Raw genomic sequence first — 17,523 nt, 5'->3', positions numbered from 1 at the left:
AACTTTATATTACTGTAACATAAAATTTTGAATTAATACCAAAAATACGTTTCATTGTATAATATAATCAAATCTAAAAGCCCTTATTCTTTAAGGGCTTTTAGATTTCTTAGCATTTCACTATATTTTAGAAAATTGTCTTTATCTCCCGTGTCTAAAGCTTCATCAATTAATTGAAGCAATCTCTTTTTTTCAAATTGATATTTAGCCTGGTCAATAATTAAGTCAGCGAATAGGCTGAATAATTTTTCAGTATCCTTGTCAATCGGAATAAACGGGTTATCTTCAAGCACTGACACGTATTGGGGATTTTTCTTTGCATCTTTAAAATTTAACTGAATATAAATTTCTTCTTCTTTATTTAAGCGTATATCATGAAATGATTTTTCAGCGTCCATCGTAACATGTTGGCGTTTCTGAAAGCTAAATGGAATACTGTCAACATCATTGGCTGATATGATTAACGATTTAGGACAGTACTCAGCACTCTCGACAAAATGTACTTTCTCCATTAAGTCGTCGTCACTCATCAAATAATTTAACAACCATGCACACTCTCTTCGTTTTAACTGGTAATTATTTAAAAACCACTTCAAAAAATCTTTCTTTTCTAAAACTGAGATCGTGCTACTCATATCGTTTACCCTCCCCTATTAGAAAGAACTTGGATTTTCGCCAAGTTTTTTTAATTGGCGAAAGCCTCAGTTTTTTTATAATTTAATGCCTAAAACATAAATTTGTACTTTTCTAAACAAGACTACGGGCATGCATTTACTTTAACTTAAAAAATTTCCCTTACTATGTATTTATTCGTTTACAAGGGCAAAATTCCTTTTAAAAACAGAAAAAAGTTGAAATATTTTCACAATTATTTCAAAAAATTTAAACTTGGCCCTACAGTATAGCCAATAAAATAATTCAATTCAACTTTCTTAATGATATTTAAATAATTTAATACATTTATAAAACGTTTTTTTACAACATCCTCTTTTGTATCAAAGTAATATTCAGTAACAAATGGTGAGAGTGTTGATATAATATGCTCCTCTTCAATTCCTTCGCCCTCTCTTAAAGAATTTAGGACGAGTTCATATAAAATACTTACATTAGGAAATGGTCGACGGTAAAGCTTCTGCCAGTAGATGATTATACTACCAATTAGCTCATGAATTCGCATGTTATAAAGTTCTTCGACTTGTTTCTGAACGGTTAGAGTACTTTCATTTTCAGAAAGCCATCCTTTATAAAAGCAAAAATCATAGATTAATGAAAAGCGGTCAGGGTATTGAGAAAAGCGACGACCATAGCCAAAACGCCATTGCTCTTTTGGTAGTTCTTCTTTATAACTAAAATCTTTCATCACCAGGTTAAAGTCCTTTTTATACATTACACCGGTTTTGGTCAACGATAAAGGTTGCCCTGCCACATAATCGATAAAAACAAATATATCATTAACAATCGTAATTTCTTTGTTGTCATTTGAAAAAGGTGGCAAGATTAAACTACCTTCTTCCAATCTCGTTTGAATTGAGTGTAAAAGCCCCTTCTTAATCTGGCTTGGGACTAGATAATTTCTGTCAACATAACTAAATAAAAAACCATTTGTCGTCAACTCTTCCATCAATTCGTCAAAAGGTTTTCCTTTTAATCGTGGCGAAAAACCATTTAACTCTTCCTTGGAAAGCATTATTTTTTTATCGTAACAAAGTGCTAACGCCATCTTTTGAGCTTCAGTTGTCAAACAGCGAAACCGTTCACTTACGTGCTCATCATTTACTAAACTTGGATAAATCACTTCAATCAATTCTCGCTTTGAATTAATATTAGGAGAAACATCACAGTCTTTCACTAGTTTGATTAATTCATGCCGATCTTGAAATAGTAAGACATCCATTAAGTTCATACTAACCACCGTCTTTTTTTCGGATTATAAATGTATAGTTAATGAATTTCATCATTCAATATTTTCGCTATTAAGTTCTAAATGTAGTTGCCTAGAAACCATTCGCAACTACATTTAGATTGATATAGCTCGATTAAGGTAATAATGAAATTCACTCATAGTATGAACCAATTTTTAAATTCTATTTAAACTTCATTCTCTAATTCCCAAAGTAATTGTTGTAAATCGACTTTTGCAGAGTCTAACTCATAGGCTCTCTTGAATACTTCTTTCGCTTTTTCTTTTCTACCATATTCTAAGAGAACTTGTCCGAACTCCTCTAAAAAGTCACTGTCATGAGCGAGTTGGTCATAAATCTGTTCATATAATGGGATATAGTTTTCATCTTCCTCCACATTACGTTTAGCTGTCGCTAAGAACCAATCGAATAATGGATCTTCTTCGCCTTGGTTCTTTAAATACATAATTAACTCTAATAGCTCGTCAAAACGTTCTTCTTTTTTTAACAAGCTTGCTAGCATTTTCGCTCCTTCAAAGTTGCTAGGATTAATCGCTAACACCTTTCTTAAGTATTGTTCACCTTCTTCTACTTGGCCATTGTTTAACGAGACTCTAGCCCCTTGGACATACAATGCTTCGTTATACTCATCAATTTCTATTCCTTTTTTAAATATTTGCAGAGCCTCATGTATTTTTCCTTCTTCTTCGTAAGCTTCACCTAAATATGGGTAGACACTGGAGTAGCTTTCGTCCATATCAATCACTTTTTCAAACTGAATAATTGCTACCTGAAATTTTTGAATTTGAAAAGCTGTATATCCATAACCAAAGTGAGCGTCAATAGTCGCATCGTTGTTCATGCCATCTTCATAGAAAGTAATGGCTTCTTCAAAGTAGCCACTAGCACTATAAGCTTCCGCTAGTCTTAAAGCAATATTTGTTCCATCTAATTCTTCTTGAAATGGTAGTACTCTTTTGTAGTATGGAATTGATTTTAAATAGTCACCTCTAGCTAAGTAAAACTCTCCTAGCCCAAATAATACAACAGGCTCATCAGGAACTTTACTTTCAGCATTTAATAGTTTAAGTTCAGCTACTTCATCTAAGCCTTGTAGTTGATATAAATCTGCCAAAAGCAATTGCCCCTGAACATAGACCGGATCATCTTCTTTAATTTCCAATAACATCTCAATTGCTTCATCTTCCTCATCTAAATCAATTAATAGTTCCGCCATAAACGTATACAATTCACCTTCGTCTGGATAAAACATTAAAAGCTCTTCTATGATTACTTTAGCTAAATCAACTAAACCTAATTCATAATAAATTTCAGCGATTGCGTACTTTGTTTCATGGTCAGCAGTCTCTTTGACCTCTTGTAATTTTGCAAGAGCTTCTTCCATTTTCCCGTTATCAATCAGCGTTATCGCTTGTTTTAATCCAATATTCATAATTGCAACTCCTAGTCTTTTATTAATTTTGTACGGTTAACTAAGTAATACCCTAATCTATAAAAAAGAAAAGCCACCTAAAAGTTGGTGGGCGATAGTTTATTATTTTAATTATAGTCATTTCTATTAATAATAATCAACATATATAGTTGCTGGCTGAAAAGCATGACTTATTTGCGTGAATTGTCTTGGTACTGCTACAGTTAGTTCTTTTCCGACCCCAGGCTGTATATACACTTCTATCCCTGCTTTTTTTACTACCCCGTTTGCAACGACTACTTCAGGATGAATATCCTTATAGTCTTTTTCATCTCCATCAAGTTCAGCCTTTGAGAAAAGCAAATAATCAGCATCTGTGCCTACTTTTAATGCGCCCTTCTTTGGATACAAGCCAACGTTTAATAAAAACTGTTTCGATAACGGAGCATGTTCAATTGGAGCATCAATTTGTGTCGTTATTTTATTCACCGTCAATATTTGTTCCCATTCCATTTTAAATCTTTGTAACGTCCGTTTTGAACCTGGAATATTCCATATTGGCACAATCATCGTATGGTAAGGAAATAACTCTCCTCGAATCCATTGCCAATTAACGTCATTGATTTCTTCTGGATCAATTATTTCTGCAAAAATAAGCGGAACTTTGTGTTTACAACACATTCTAACCATTGTTGGCGTAAGCTTTGAGAGCGGGATTTTCGCACCTAGTAAATAATCAATACTACTATTTATTAACGCATGCTTAGCTTTTTTTAGCTCGGTGCGAAATTCATGCTCAAGGAAAACATTAAAAGCAGTTATTAACGTTGTGCAACCAATGCTTTGTAAATGCTTCATTCGTTCTTTAAAACTAGAAAAGTGACTTATGGAAAGAATACTAAAGTCGACCATGGCATACCCAGGTGTTAGAACAAATCGATCTGTGTTTATTCTCATGTGATTATATTGGGAAAAATGGTTTGCGTTATACATGACTTTAGATCCTTCAATTAAATAAGAATTCCTCTGTTCTTCACCATATATGTTTGTTAAAGCATTTTCGATGATATATTTCACTTTACCCCTCCTCCTCACATATCTTATAGACAAGCTATGTGAGGAAGCACCATCCTATGCCTTATTTTTCCCCAAAAAAAATTCCTGTCAAATTTGACAGGAAAAAAGTTGGTTGGAGTGGAGAATTGGAGTTATACCTAAGTATAACTAAACTGAAAAACAACTTAAACTTGAGAACTTATTGTTTTTATTATAGTACGCCTCAAAATCAATGTCAACTAATTTTCTGAATATTTTTTATATTATATTAATTCAGCGAGGTGTTGAAAGAAATTTGGGTAAGAGACGTCTATCGCTTCAATTTCTTGTATTTCTATTTCTTCACTTGAAACTAAACCAGCAATAGCCATCGCCATTCCAATTCGGTGGTCACCGAAACTTGCAACTTGTCCACCAGTTAGTGGAGTCGGTCCATGAATAATCATGCCATCCTCTGTTGCTTCAATATTGGCCCCTAATTTTTGTAATTGGCTGACTACCGTATCGATACGGTTTGTTTCTTTAACTTTTAGTTCTTCTGCATCTTTAATCAATGTTGTACCATTTGCCTGTGTTGCTAGTATCGCAATAATTGGAATTTCATCGATTAAACGAGGGATCAGCTCTCCACTGATTTCAATGCCTCCAAGCTCGGATGTACTTATTGTTAAGTCGGCCATTTTTTCTTCGTTAATGACCCTCTCATTTGTGATCTGAAGTTTCGCCCCCATTTTTCGTAGAACTTCAATGATCCCTGTTCTTGTAGGATTTATCCCAACATTCAATAACGTGATTTCACTATTTGGAACAATTGCCCCTGCTACTAAAAAGAATGCTGCTGAGGATATATCGCCAGGGACAACAACGTGCTGTGCTTGTAAAGATTGGCCACCGCTGACAGAGACGGATGTTTCATCTTCTTGTAACTGAACGCCGAACGCTTTTAACATTCGCTCGGTATGATCTCTGGATTTATGTGGTTCTGTAACTGTCGTGACCCCTTCACTTTGCAAGCCTGCAAGCAATATCGCTGATTTCACTTGAGCACTAGCAACAGGTGAATGAAAGGAAATCGCCTTTGTTTGTCCACCGCGAAGTGAAAGTGGTGTGTAATTCCCTTCACTACGGCCATCAATTTTTGCCCCCATTTGTTTTAGGGGAACTGTTACTCTTGCCATTGGTCTTTTCGCAATAGAGGCATCACCAATGACAACTGAGTGAAATGGCCTTGTCGCCAATATACCTAACATCAATCGCGTCGTCGTTCCAGAATTACCTACATCTAATATTTCAGAAGCTTCCCTTAAGCCATCCCAACCTTTACCATAAACAGTAACACGGTCTTCTTCTTGTTCAATTTCTATCCCTAGTTTGCGAAAGCACGAGATTGTACTCAAGCAGTCTTCCCCAGGTAAAAAACCTTCAACCGTTGTTTTGCCATTTGCAATTGCGCCGAACATAACTGCTCGGTGGGATATCGATTTATCACCAGGAACCTTAATTTCTCCTTTTAATCGGTCTACACGTTTTACAATTTTTGTTGACAAAATAACAACTCTCCTTAGATTACGTAATAATAAGAAAGAGAGAAATTAACGGCGCTAATGATGCCAAAGCAACATTAGCCCTTATATTTCCCCCCTTAGTTTTTAAAACTAACTGCTATGAGACTATGTATCCCTCGTACAGGTGATCTTTTAAACAAGCTAAGGCCCGATCACGATCTTGGTCAGATCTAAAACTTAATCGTAGGACCCCCATAATATCTTCCCGAGTTTCCAAAATTCGAATGTTCGTTATACTGATTTCTTCTTTAGCTAGAATTCCCGTCACATCAGAAATAACACCAGGGTGGTCTGGGACATCGACATATAAATCATAAAAGGATGGTATCGCCCCTTTTTGTTTGAGTGGAAGATCATCCCTAAACGTTTTTGCTGTTTCAAAGTAGTCGTAAATACGATTTTCTTCAGCTTTTTCAATTAATTGCTTAACATAGTCCATTTCCAGTTGCCACTGTGTAAACAACCTTATTAACGTTTCTTTATTATGAATAAGAATATCACGCCACATCATTGGACTCGCAGAAGCAATTCTGGTAATATCTCGAAATCCACCTGCAGCTAATTCAGAAAGCAACGGTTCCTCTTTCTCCATTTTCGCTACTTGATGGACAAGACTAGCTGCAATAATATGTGGAAAATGACTAATTACACCAGCAAGTTCATCATGTTGATTTGGCGACATTTCAATAAACTTCGCCCGTGTTCCTTTAAGCCAATTTTGCAATTGAATAATTTTATTCATATTCGTTTCTACTGTAGGAGTCAAAATATAAAAGGCATTTTCAAACAGATGTGCTCTTGCAGCTTCTACTCCTGTCTTATGAGATCCTGCCATTGGATGTCCACCAATAAACGTTACTTTTTTCTGTTCTAGTATTTTTGCTTTTGCAACAATTTTCCTCTTAGTACTTCCAACGTCCGTAATAATCGCTGATGGTTTTAAATCATACTTCAAGAGATCTTCGATAAACTCTTCTGTTTTTGTGACAGGCGTTGCTAAAATAACTAAATCGGCATTAACAACCCCGTCTTCAATAGTTTCTACAGCCTTATCAATGACACCTAAGGACATCGCCATTTTCAACTGATCTTCTTTTATATCAAAGCCGTACACGATTGCATTCGAATGTTCCTTCTTAATCGCTAAAGCGATCGACCCACCTATTAAACCTAATCCAATGACAAACACTTTCCTACTGCTCAACGTGCTTTCCCTCCCATAAAAACGTAGAATGTAAATTGTAGAACTAATCTTTCAGGAGGACTTTCGAAGCAACTCTTAATTCTTAGCAAGGAAGGTCTTCAACTGCTCAATAATTGCTTTATTTTGTTGAGTATTCCCCACCGTAATTCGGATTGATGTCGGGAACCCTAATGCTTCTCCTGAGCGAACGATAAATCCTCGTTCTAATAAGTATTGAAATATTTCATTTCCAGGTCTTTGTATGTCAATTAAAATGAAATTCCCTTGTGAAGGGTAATAGTGTAGGTTAAACTCCTCACAAAATTGATAAAATTGCTCCAGGCCCTGACGGTTACGATCTCTACAGTCAATAATAAATTGCTGATCTTTTAAGGCAGCGCTTGCCGCAGCTTGTGCTAATAAAGACGTATTAAATGGCTCTCTTGCTGGTTCAATCTTTTTGATTAGGTCGGAATTTCCAATCCCATAGCCAATTCGCAAAGAAGCTAAACCGTATGCCTTAGAGAATGTTCGTAAAATCATCAAATTATCGTATTGCTTAAGGAGCGAGACTGTTTTTGGATAGTCTTTGGCAACAGCATACTCAAAGTAAGCTTCGTCACTTACGACAAGTACATCTTTAGGAACTTTTGCCATGAACTCCTTAAAATCTTCATCGCCTACGTAAGTCCCTGATGGATTATTAGGATTGCATACCCAAACGATTCGCGTATTTTCATCAATTTGTGAGAGCATTCCATTTAAGTCATGAACTCCATCAACTAAGGCCACTTCTCGAACTTCTGCGCCTTCAATGACGGCATTATGTTTATATTGTGGAAAAGATGGAACAGCACAAACCGTATTTGTTTTGTCATTTAATAATGCTCGAGATAAGATGAGGATTATTTCATCAGATCCGTTTCCGAAAATGAGTTGATCTTCACCCACACTTACCATTTCTGCAACATCGGCACGAATTGACGCTGCATAACCATCAGGATAGAGCGCTAAACTTTCTAACGCATGACTAATTGCTTGTTTTGCCTCACTTGAACACCCGAATGGATTTTCGTTTGAAGCAAGCTTAATGACTTCATTTAAACCAAACTTTCTTTTTACTTCTTCGATAGGCATTCCTGGCTTATATGGAGAAAGCCCGATTAGTTGCTGTTTTACTTTCATTATTTAACACCCCGATCTCCTATAATGATTAATTGTGTCTCGTCTAATAAGCTTTTCAAACTTTTCTTTCTATGTTACGACGAAATGAGTGAATAGACAAATGTTTTTATTTCTAATAAAGCTTTTTCCTTTGTCTCATTGTCTAACATTTCAGTCTTTTTTGATTCTATCATTTTTATTACTGCACTACCAACAATTATTCCATTACAGTACGGTTTTAACTTCGCTACTTGTTCACGGTTAGAGATACCGAACCCTACAGCAACAGGGACTTCACTATGTGTTTTTACTTCTTTTAAAAATTGATAAATCCCTTCATCGATTTCTTTTCGAACACCTGTAACCCCAAGAGAAGATACACAGTATAGAAAACCTTTAGCTTCCTTAGCAATCATTTCAATTCTTCGTTCTGACGTTGGTGCAACTAATGAAATAAGCGGGACACCAGACTGATTACAGCGTTCGCTTAAATTTCTACTCTCTTCAAAAGGCAAATCCGGGATTAAAATTCCATCAATTTCGTTTTCTTTCATTAAACTAATAACGTTTTCTTCCCCTAATTGTAAAACTGGGTTGTAATACGTAAAAATAATTACGGGTATAGTGAGACCACGCTTACGCATCTGTGGGACTAAACGCATCGCAGTCTCTAGGTTCATTTTATGCTCTAGAGCCCTTAGAGCAGCCCTTTGAATAACGGGACCATCTGCTAAAGGGTCTGAATAAGGAACACCTAATTCTAAAATATGGGCACCAGCTTCTTCCATCAATAGTGCTAAATCAATTGTCAAATCCAAAGAAGGATCTCCGGCCATAATAAACGGAATAAACAAATGCTCGTCCTTATTAATCATTATTTCTAACCTAGTATTGGCCATTTGTAAATCCCCCTATTGTTTCAATTAACGTGTGTACGTCTTTGTCGCCCCTTCCTGATAGGCAAACAAGGATTGATTGTTCACTCGTAAGCTCTTTTGCTCTTTTAAACGCATGCGCCAATGCATGAGCGCTCTCAATGGCTGGAATAATCCCTTCTAACCTAGAAAGTAATTGAAGAGCTTCTAATGCTTCATCGTCAGTAACACTCTCATAGTTAACTCTACCAATGTCTTTTAAATGCGCGTGCTCTGGACCAATACCTGGGTAATCTAGTCCCGCAGAGATCGAATGTGGTTCTATTATTTGTCCATCCGCTGTTTGTAATAAATAGGTTAAAGAGCCGTGGATGACCCCTTTCGTCCCCTTCGTTAGGGTAGCAGCGTGTAAATTGGTCTCTACACCTTTACCTGCTGCTTCAACGCCAATTAATGTCACCTCATCGTCAAGAAACGGATAAAATATCCCCATTGCATTACTTCCGCCGCCAACACAAGCAATAATTTCATCAGGAAGCTTATCTTCAAGCAACTGAAATTGTTCTTTTGCCTCGTCACCAATAACCCGTTGAAAATCACGGACCATTTGCGGGTATGGGTGTGGGCCGACAACAGATCCTATCAAGTAAAAAGTGTCTGTTACATTTGTGACCCAATACCGGATCGCTTCATTTGTTGCATCTTTTAACGTCTTACTACCACTGCTGACAGGAATGACTTCTGCTCCCAACAACTTCATTCGAAAGACATTTAACGCTTGTCGCTCAATATCTTTTTCCCCCATAAAAACTTTACACTGTAAGCCAAACTTTGCCGCTACGGTTGCGGCGGCGACGCCATGCTGACCGGCACCTGTTTCTGCAACAATTTTCTTCTTGCCCATTCTTTTTGCAAGGAGCGCTTGGCCAATGGCATTGTTTATTTTGTGTGCACCAGTATGGTTTAAATCTTCACGTTTTAAGTATAGCTTAGCCCCATTATAATAACTGGTAATATTTTCAGCGAGCGTTAACGCAGTAGGTCTTCCCGAGTATTGTTTTAGTTGTTTCATATATTCAGATAAAAAGACTTTGTCATTTAACGCTACTTTAAATGATCGTTCAAGTTCATCTAAGGCATTCATTAATGTTTCAGGGACAAACTTTCCACCAAATTGACCAAAGCGCCCATTATCATCAGGGAATTGATAGCTCATATAAATAACCTCGCTTCAAATTGTTTTTTTATTTTTTCAGATTTTTTCCCGTCTTCTTCAATACCACTAGATAGGTCGATTCCTACTGGACGATATTGCAGAAGTTTTTTTACAGAATGGCTGTTTATTCCACCTGCAATAAAGCACGGAACTTGTTGATAATTAGCCTCTTGCTGATAGGACGGGATTGCCTCCCAGTCAAATGTGACACCTGTTCCACCTCTTAGACCTGCTACTCTACTATCTATGACATATCCGTCTACTAAACCTCGATATTCCTTCATCGTTTTTAGGCCAATCTCACTGTGGTGAATAACTTTCCAAACCAGTTTATTATGGTGAGCTTTCAAGGCACTAATATAATCAGCTGTTTCTTCACCATGACATTGAATGACATCAAGCGGAACTTGCTCTAAGACATCTTCAATTTCTAGTAATGAAGCATTCACAAAGACACCGACAATTTTTTGTTGAACGTTTATTTCGGCAAGCCATCTTTTTACTTCAACAGCAGTCACACGTCGTTTACTTGGTGCAAATACAAACCCTAAGTAGTCAGCAGGACTATTCGCTGTTACAACTACATCTTCAAAACTATGGTTTCCACAATATTTAAGCAATGTTTTCATTTTCATTCTCCAAATAAAGATCGAATACCTAGTAGTGGTGTTTTAGCTCGCATTAGCGTCTCGCCAACTAAGACTGCTTTTGCATAACCTTCTAGTTGCTGTAAATCATTGACGGTCCCAATCCCACTCTCACTAATAACAAACTGAGCTTCTGGTAGTTGCCTACTAATATCAATCGTCTGTTGAAGATTCGTTTTAAACGTTTGCAGATCTCGATTATTAACCCCAACCATTTGCGGTTTAAAGACCGAGTATACTTTTTCAACGTCGGTTAACGAATGAACCTCAACAAGACACTCGATTCCTTTTTCGTACGATTCCTCATAAAATTCATGTAATTGATGTTTATCTAAAATAGCTGCAATAAGTAAAATAGCATCTGCGCCCATCCGTATGCTATCCTCAATTTGCTTAGAATCGATAATAAAGTCTTTTCGTAGCACCGGTAGTTTCACTTGTTGTTTTATCGCTGTTAAAAATGAATGGTGCCCTTTAAAAAACTGTTCATCCGTCAATACTGACAAAGCATCGGCATTGCCTAACTCATATTGCTTTGCGATTTGTATCGGCTCAAAATCTTCTTTAATAATTCCTTTAGATGGTGAAGCTCTTTTCACTTCGGCAATTAAACCTATTGTTCGATTTGGCTTACTTAGTCTCTCAAAAAGGGAATACCTAACAACATCTACGCTTTCTCCAAATCGTAAATTCGCAACTTCTTGTTTTTTTACTGCGACAATTCTATCTAACATCGTATTGCCCCCCTATTTTTTTGCAGCAAACGTAATTGTTCAAAGCCCTTTCCCGAGCTAAGAATTTCCTTCGCCTTTTCTACTCCCTCTCTAATTGTTTCAACTTCCTCAGCTACATAAAACGCAGTTGCACTATTAAGGACGACGATATTTTCAGCGGTTTTATTCGCATTATTCGTAAATATATTTTCAATTAGTTGGGCACTATCTTCAACACTTGTAACTTGAATTTCTGCTACTGGACCACGCTCAAGTCCCACCTCTTCTGGGGTTAACTGATAGCGAACAATATTACCTTTGACTAGCTCAATTATATCTGTGTACGTAGAGATTGAGCATTCATCTAAGCCATCTCCACCTGTCACGAACAAGGCCCGTTCAGTCCCCAACTCTCTAAGAGTTTTCGCCATTTTTAAAGCAAACATCGTATCATATACACCGATCATTTGCCGATTAGCTTTTGCAGGGTTTACTAGCGGCCCTAATAAGTTAAACACTGTTTTGAATCCTAGTTGTCTTCTAACTTCTGCGACATGTTTCATAGACTGATGATAGAGGGGTGCAAATAAAAAGCAAAGCCCCTTCGTTTGTAAAGCTTCAACTGCTTCTTTTGGAGAAGATTGAACGGCTATTTGTAATTTTTCTAAAACATCTGCACTCCCGCTTTTCGAAGATACCGCTCGATTTCCGTGTTTTGCTACTTTCACACTACTAGCTGAAAGCAAAATCGCTGTTGCTGTTGAGATATTAAAAGTAGCTAGTTCATCGCCACCAGTACCGCAAGTATCAATTAGCATATTTTCATTATGTTGAACCGAAATCGCATGTTCTCTCATGGATAATGCAAATCCAACCATCTCGTCGATCGTTTCCCCGCGTAAACGCATCATTGATAATAGACTGGCAACTTGAGGTCCATCAACATTACCTGACATCATTTCATCCATGATCGCTTTCGCCTCATTACGCGTTAACGTTTTTCCTTCTGAGCACTTTTTTAATATCGTCTTAAACATGAGGAACAGACTCCTTTCCGTTGGAGAACATTTTTTCAGCAACTGCAATGGCTTTAATCAACGCTTTTGCCTTATTACGTGTTTCCTCCCATTCCTTTTCCGGGACCGAATCAGCGACAATTCCAGCTCCTGCTTGCACAAATGCCTTATCCCCTTTAATAACCATCGTTCTTATCGCAATACAAGAATCGATATTACCTTCGTAACCTAAGTAAGCAATCGCTCCTGCATAATACTCTCTTTTTGTTGGTTCAAGTTCCTTCAAAATTTGCATTGCCCTAATTTTTGGTGCTCCAGAAACAGTACCCGCTGGAAAAGATGCGAATAATGCATCAATTGGATGAGTTTTTTCATCAAGATTTCCTGTGACTTTTGAAATCATATGCATCACATGTGAGAACTTTCCAATTTCCATAAGGACAGGCACCCGGACAGATCCGTAGCTCGCTACACGTCCGACATCATTTCTTGCTAAATCAACTAACATATAATGCTCAGCTCGCTCTTTTTCATCTTGTAAGAGATCTTCTGCAAGAGCATGATCTTCTTCCTTTGAATTCCCACGTTTTCGCGTTCCAGCAATTGGATGGATTTCGATATGTCCATCTTGTATCTGTACTAACCGTTCAGGCGAACTACCAACAATTTCAACTTCATTTATTTTTAAATAAAATAGGTAAGGCGAAGGATTAATCATCCGTAATACTCGATATAGCTCCAACCCACTTACCGAAATGTCAATTTCAAACCGTTGTGAAAGTACAGCCTGAAATACGTCTCCAGAACGAATGTAATCTTTAATTTGTTCAACATGTTCTAAAAATGCACTTTTTTCGTAATTTGATCTGACATTACCAAACGATACTTCTTCCTCAAGAGGCGGCTGATAAAGCTTTGAAGGAATGTTAGTTTCTGAAACTTTCTTTATAATTAATTCAATCTTTTTGTTGGTCTCGCGAAAAATCTCTTTTAACCGCTCCTCATTTTCATCACCAGTAATATTAACGTGATGGATGACAAATAGCTCTTTTTTATGGTGATCATAAGCTAAAATAGTCTCACAGAAAACAAAGTGCATTTTTTCATGCTCAGCAATGTCATCACTGCATAAAACTGGCTCCATTACTTCCACCGCATCATACGTAATCGCACCAACAGCGCCACCACGAAACGGGATTGGTAGTTCCACTTCCTTGACTTGCAAAAAAGAAATCGCCTTTTGAAATGCCTCTTTAAAGCTTTCAAAAGTAAAGAGCACGTCTTTCTTTGAATTAAGAAAGCAGTATTGGTTTTTCTTTTCTATTAAGTAAAACTTTGGTTTTAAACCGATAAAAGAAAATCTCGACCACGGTGACTGTTCATCTTTGCTTTCTAGCAAAAATACAGCCTCTTGTTCAAGTTGCTGAAAAATTTGAATCGGTGTCAATGTATCAGCAAAAAAATGGGAAGTAAAAGGGATTGTTTTAAATTCTTTAGCAGCTTCTAAAAATTGCGTTATTGATAAATTTTTCATTATGCTCACCTCATTATTAGGGTGAAGAAAACGAAAAATGAAATTTGAGGTTGAGTTTGTTAGACTAATAAAAGTCATCACAAAATGGGGTAGTTTTTTAAACGAAGTTCTTCTTCGGCATCTGCCTTGGCTTTTTTATCCTTTACATCATTGCTACTATAGGATAAAAAAGAGGCTGTCCCCCAAAAGCAAAGCATCAGTCACGTCGGCTACTAAAGATAGATTGTGTACAAACATACACTTCTATATAAAGTAGCACGTCGAGGTGCTCTGACACTATGGGGACAGCCTCATACTTAATAAACTATACCTCTGCTCAGCTCATCTCAACTTTTCTCATTCTCTTCTCATCTCAACTAAATTAACTAATCTAAAAATTCTAAACTCTACTCTTAAACGTCATATTACACTTCTTGATGCCGTTCTGTCAACCTTAAATCCGGTCTTAAAGAAACAGCCTCTTCTAAGTAGATGTGTTTAATATTTTCCTGTGGTACCTCTGTATTAACAGTAAGCATAACTCTAATACACATTGGTAGGCTATTTGGTACCGGAATTTCTTGCGAACAGATAACAGGTACATATTTCCAATCATTGAAAGAACGTAATGCCTTTGCTGGGAAAGTTGCGTTTAAATCTTCAGTAACAGTCATCAATATATGAGCAACCATAGTTGGATCAATGTTATTGTTTTTTACAACTTCCATTAAAAGGCGTTCCGTTGAAAGAATGATCTCTTTCTCTTCATTTTTCTTAACAGTAATGGCACCGCGTATTCCTCTAACCATGATTTCCCTCCCGCTTCTTTTTAGAAATCGCTTAATAAATCTCTTAATCGCTCTTCTGAAACGGAAACGACTTCTGCTTTTCCAATCTCACTTAATAAGACCATCCGAATAATACCTTCTTCTGACTTTTTATCCTTTTTCATTACTTCAATCAGCTCTTCAACAACTAAATTAGAAGGTAACGTGACATGATAATTATATTTCTTAAACCAGTCAATCATGCTTGGCACATCTAAATCGTTTTTAAAGTGATCTTCACTAACTATTAAGGCAAACACCATCCCAATAACAACTGCTTCACCGTGAGTAATTTTACCGTATCCTAGCTTGGTTTCGATAGCATGTGCTAATGTATGACCAAAGTTTAAAAAAGCCCGGATGCCCTTTTCAGTTTCATCTTCTTCAACAACTGCTTTTTTCACTGAAATGGATCTGATTAATAGCTGTTCTGCCAATGCACCTTTAATTTGTGAAAAACGACTAATGTTCTCCTTTAGCCAATTTAAGAAGTCCTTATCCCAAATAAACCCGTGTTTTAAAACTTCAGCGAAACCTGAGCGCCATTCTTGTTCCGATAATGATTGTAATGTCATCGTGTCGTAAATAACCGCTTCGGGTTGATAAAAGGTTCCAATCATATTTTTACCTAATGGATGGTTTATCGCAACCTTCCCTCCAACGCTACTATCATGAGCTAGCAGTGTTGTTGGGACTTGAACAAAAGGAATTCCTCTCATATACGTTGCAGCCACAAAACCAGCTAGATCTCCGACAACACCACCCCCAAGTGCGATAATAAGTGAACGGCGATCGAGCCCCTTTTCTAGAGCAAAACCTTGAATATCATAAAACATTTGGAACGATTTAGAAGCTTCACCACTAGGAAAGATATATTCATATACCTTGTTATAATTCGTAAGTGCGCTTTTCAGATCTGATAAATAAAATGGCGCTACTTTGTCATCAGTAATAATCAATATAGACGTAATCGGCTCTTTTAAGTAAGTGCATAAAAGCTTCCCAAGATCAAAGCGAATGTTCTCGCCAATGAAGAGCGGATATTGCTTAGTACTAGTCTTTATTAATATTGTTTCCATTAGAAGTTTCTCACCCGCTCGCTATAGCGTTGGATATTGCCAGCAATTTCATCAATAAAGTCACTACCAAATTTGTCTAAGAGCGCTACAGCTACTTCCCATGCTACGCAAGCTTCAGCAACAATTGCGGCTGCAGGTACTGCACAACTGTCTGATCGTTCAATGCTAGCTTCAAAAACTTCTTTTGTATCAATATCAATACTTTGTAACGGTTTGTAAAGAGTTGGAATTGGCTTCATAACACCGCGAACAACGATCGGCATACCATTTGTCATCCCACCTTCAAAACCGCCCATATTGTTCGTTTTACGTGTATAACCATCTTTTTCGTTCCAGATAATTTCATCATGAACCTGGCTTCCAGGTTTACTAGCAGCCTCAAAACCAATTCCTACTTCGACTCCCTTAAAGGCGTTAATCCCCATCATAGCACCTGCAATTTTAGCATCTAACTTTTTATCGTATTGAACATAGCTACCTAAACCAGCTGGTACTCCTTCAATAACAACTTCGACAATGCCGCCGATTGAATCACCATCTTTTTTTGCTTCATCTATCGCTGACATCATCTTCTTTTCAGCATCACGATCAAGACACCTTACAGGTGAATTCTCCGACTTCTCTTGGAGCTCCTCGATAGAGTTATAAGAAATATTTCCTGCCTTTACACCACCAATTTCTAAAACGTGACTCCCAACCTTAATTCCGAACGTTGACAAGATTTTTTTTGCAACTGCACCGGCAGCGACACGGACAGTTGTTTCTCTTGCCGAAGACCTTTCTAGTACATTGCGCATATCACGATGATTGTATTTCATTGCGCCAACTAAATCTGCGTGACCAGGACGAGGACGGGTTATTTTACGTTTGATCTCTTCTTCTGTCATTGACTCTTCTAAAGGTTCAATACCCATAATCTGTGTCCAATGCTTCCAGTCATCATTTTCAACAATTAATGTTATCGGCGCACCAGTTGTTTTGCCATGTCTAACACCGCTTGTAATTCTAACTAAGTCTTTTTCAATTTGCATTCTTCTGCCGCGACCGTGGCCTTTTTGACGCCTAGCTAAATCTACATTGATATCTGCTGTTTCTAAAGTTAAGTGGGCAGGAACGCCTTCTATAATTGTCGTTAATTGTGGTCCATGGGACTCACCTGCAGTTAAATATCTCATATTATGGTTCCTCCTAATTTTCTTTAGCGCTTTTATGTGCTAAATTATAACATGCTTTTCTACTTTTGTCTTACTTTTACAAAAACTTTTTTTCTACATTTTATGTATCAGTTTATATGGAAAAAGTTTTGAGTGTTGGTAGTTGATGAGGCTGTCCAAAA

At 37.2% G+C, this 17,523-nt stretch carries 16 protein-coding genes; all 16 read right to left on the bottom strand.

Annotated features, from left to right (window positions below):
• Nucleotides 1–83: 83 nt before the first annotated feature.
• Nucleotides 84–635, bottom strand: a complete 552-nt coding sequence (locus tag ACK4M9_RS15670; protein ID WP_409852502.1) for a ReoY family proteolytic degradation factor — start codon at nucleotides 633–635, stop codon at nucleotides 84–86.
• Between the two features lie 233 nt (nucleotides 636–868).
• On the bottom strand, nucleotides 869–1,903 hold the full coding sequence (locus ACK4M9_RS15665) for an ASCH domain-containing protein (protein WP_409852500.1): 1,035 nt from the start codon (nucleotides 1,901–1,903) through the stop codon (nucleotides 869–871).
• A 185-nt stretch (nucleotides 1,904–2,088) separates the two neighbouring features.
• Nucleotides 2,089–3,354, bottom strand: coding sequence for a tetratricopeptide repeat protein (locus ACK4M9_RS15660; RefSeq protein ID WP_409852497.1), 1,266 nt, complete (start codon nucleotides 3,352–3,354; stop codon nucleotides 2,089–2,091).
• A gap of 126 nt (nucleotides 3,355–3,480) precedes the next feature.
• Nucleotides 3,481–4,410, bottom strand: coding sequence for a hypothetical protein (locus ACK4M9_RS15655; protein ID WP_409852495.1), 930 nt, complete (start codon nucleotides 4,408–4,410; stop codon nucleotides 3,481–3,483).
• Between the two features lie 242 nt (nucleotides 4,411–4,652).
• Nucleotides 4,653–5,939 (bottom strand): 3-phosphoshikimate 1-carboxyvinyltransferase, encoded by a 1,287-nt coding sequence (gene aroA, locus ACK4M9_RS15650; protein ID WP_409852630.1) that lies wholly within the window; start codon nucleotides 5,937–5,939, stop codon nucleotides 4,653–4,655.
• A gap of 112 nt (nucleotides 5,940–6,051) precedes the next feature.
• Nucleotides 6,052–7,158 (bottom strand): prephenate dehydrogenase, encoded by a 1,107-nt coding sequence (locus ACK4M9_RS15645; RefSeq protein WP_409852492.1) that lies wholly within the window; start codon nucleotides 7,156–7,158, stop codon nucleotides 6,052–6,054.
• A gap of 75 nt (nucleotides 7,159–7,233) precedes the next feature.
• A complete protein-coding gene (gene hisC / locus ACK4M9_RS15640) occupies nucleotides 7,234–8,322 on the bottom strand; it encodes a histidinol-phosphate transaminase (protein ID WP_409852490.1) in 1,089 nt (362 codons plus the stop codon).
• A gap of 74 nt (nucleotides 8,323–8,396) precedes the next feature.
• The gene (trpA, locus tag ACK4M9_RS15635) at nucleotides 8,397–9,200 is read right to left on the bottom strand and encodes a tryptophan synthase subunit alpha (protein WP_409852487.1); all 804 of its coding nucleotides are present in this window, start codon (nucleotides 9,198–9,200) and stop codon (nucleotides 8,397–8,399) included.
• Nucleotides 9,187–10,392: a tryptophan synthase subunit beta gene (trpB, locus tag ACK4M9_RS15630; protein ID WP_409852484.1), complete on the bottom strand. Its 1,206-nt coding sequence runs from the start codon at nucleotides 10,390–10,392 to the stop codon at nucleotides 9,187–9,189. The genes trpA and trpB overlap by 14 nt, the downstream gene beginning before the upstream one ends.
• On the bottom strand, nucleotides 10,389–11,021 hold the full coding sequence (locus ACK4M9_RS15625) for a phosphoribosylanthranilate isomerase (RefSeq protein ID WP_409852481.1): 633 nt from the start codon (nucleotides 11,019–11,021) through the stop codon (nucleotides 10,389–10,391). The genes trpB and ACK4M9_RS15625 overlap by 4 nt, the downstream gene beginning before the upstream one ends.
• Before the next feature lie 2 nt (nucleotides 11,022–11,023).
• Nucleotides 11,024–11,773 carry an indole-3-glycerol phosphate synthase TrpC gene (gene trpC / locus ACK4M9_RS15620; protein ID WP_409852478.1) on the bottom strand — a complete coding sequence of 250 codons (750 nt, stop codon included), beginning with the start codon at nucleotides 11,771–11,773 and terminating at the stop codon, nucleotides 11,024–11,026.
• Entirely contained in the window at nucleotides 11,767–12,789 is a 1,023-nt protein-coding gene (gene trpD / locus ACK4M9_RS15615; protein ID WP_409852475.1) for an anthranilate phosphoribosyltransferase, read from the bottom strand. Before trpD ends, trpC begins: the two co-directional genes overlap by 7 nt.
• The gene (trpE, locus tag ACK4M9_RS15610) at nucleotides 12,782–14,302 is read right to left on the bottom strand and encodes an anthranilate synthase component I (protein WP_409852473.1); all 1,521 of its coding nucleotides are present in this window, start codon (nucleotides 14,300–14,302) and stop codon (nucleotides 12,782–12,784) included. Before trpE ends, trpD begins: the two co-directional genes overlap by 8 nt.
• Nucleotides 14,303–14,706: 404 nt before the next feature.
• Nucleotides 14,707–15,090, bottom strand: a complete 384-nt coding sequence (aroH, locus tag ACK4M9_RS15605) for a chorismate mutase (protein WP_409852471.1) — start codon at nucleotides 15,088–15,090, stop codon at nucleotides 14,707–14,709.
• A 20-nt stretch (nucleotides 15,091–15,110) separates the two neighbouring features.
• Entirely contained in the window at nucleotides 15,111–16,187 is a 1,077-nt protein-coding gene (aroB, locus tag ACK4M9_RS15600) for a 3-dehydroquinate synthase (RefSeq protein WP_409852468.1), read from the bottom strand.
• A complete protein-coding gene (gene aroC, locus ACK4M9_RS15595; protein WP_409852466.1) occupies nucleotides 16,187–17,362 on the bottom strand; it encodes a chorismate synthase in 1,176 nt (391 codons plus the stop codon). The genes aroB and aroC overlap by 1 nt, the downstream gene beginning before the upstream one ends.
• Nucleotides 17,363–17,523: the final 161 nt, after the last annotated feature.

The organism is Anaerobacillus sp. (genome assembly GCF_046314235.1).
Classification (GTDB): Bacteria; Bacillota; Bacilli; order Bacillales; family Anaerobacillaceae; genus Anaerobacillus.
The sequence above is the reverse complement of the archived record's forward strand: the minus strand, read 5'-3'. Positions and strand labels throughout refer to the sequence as shown.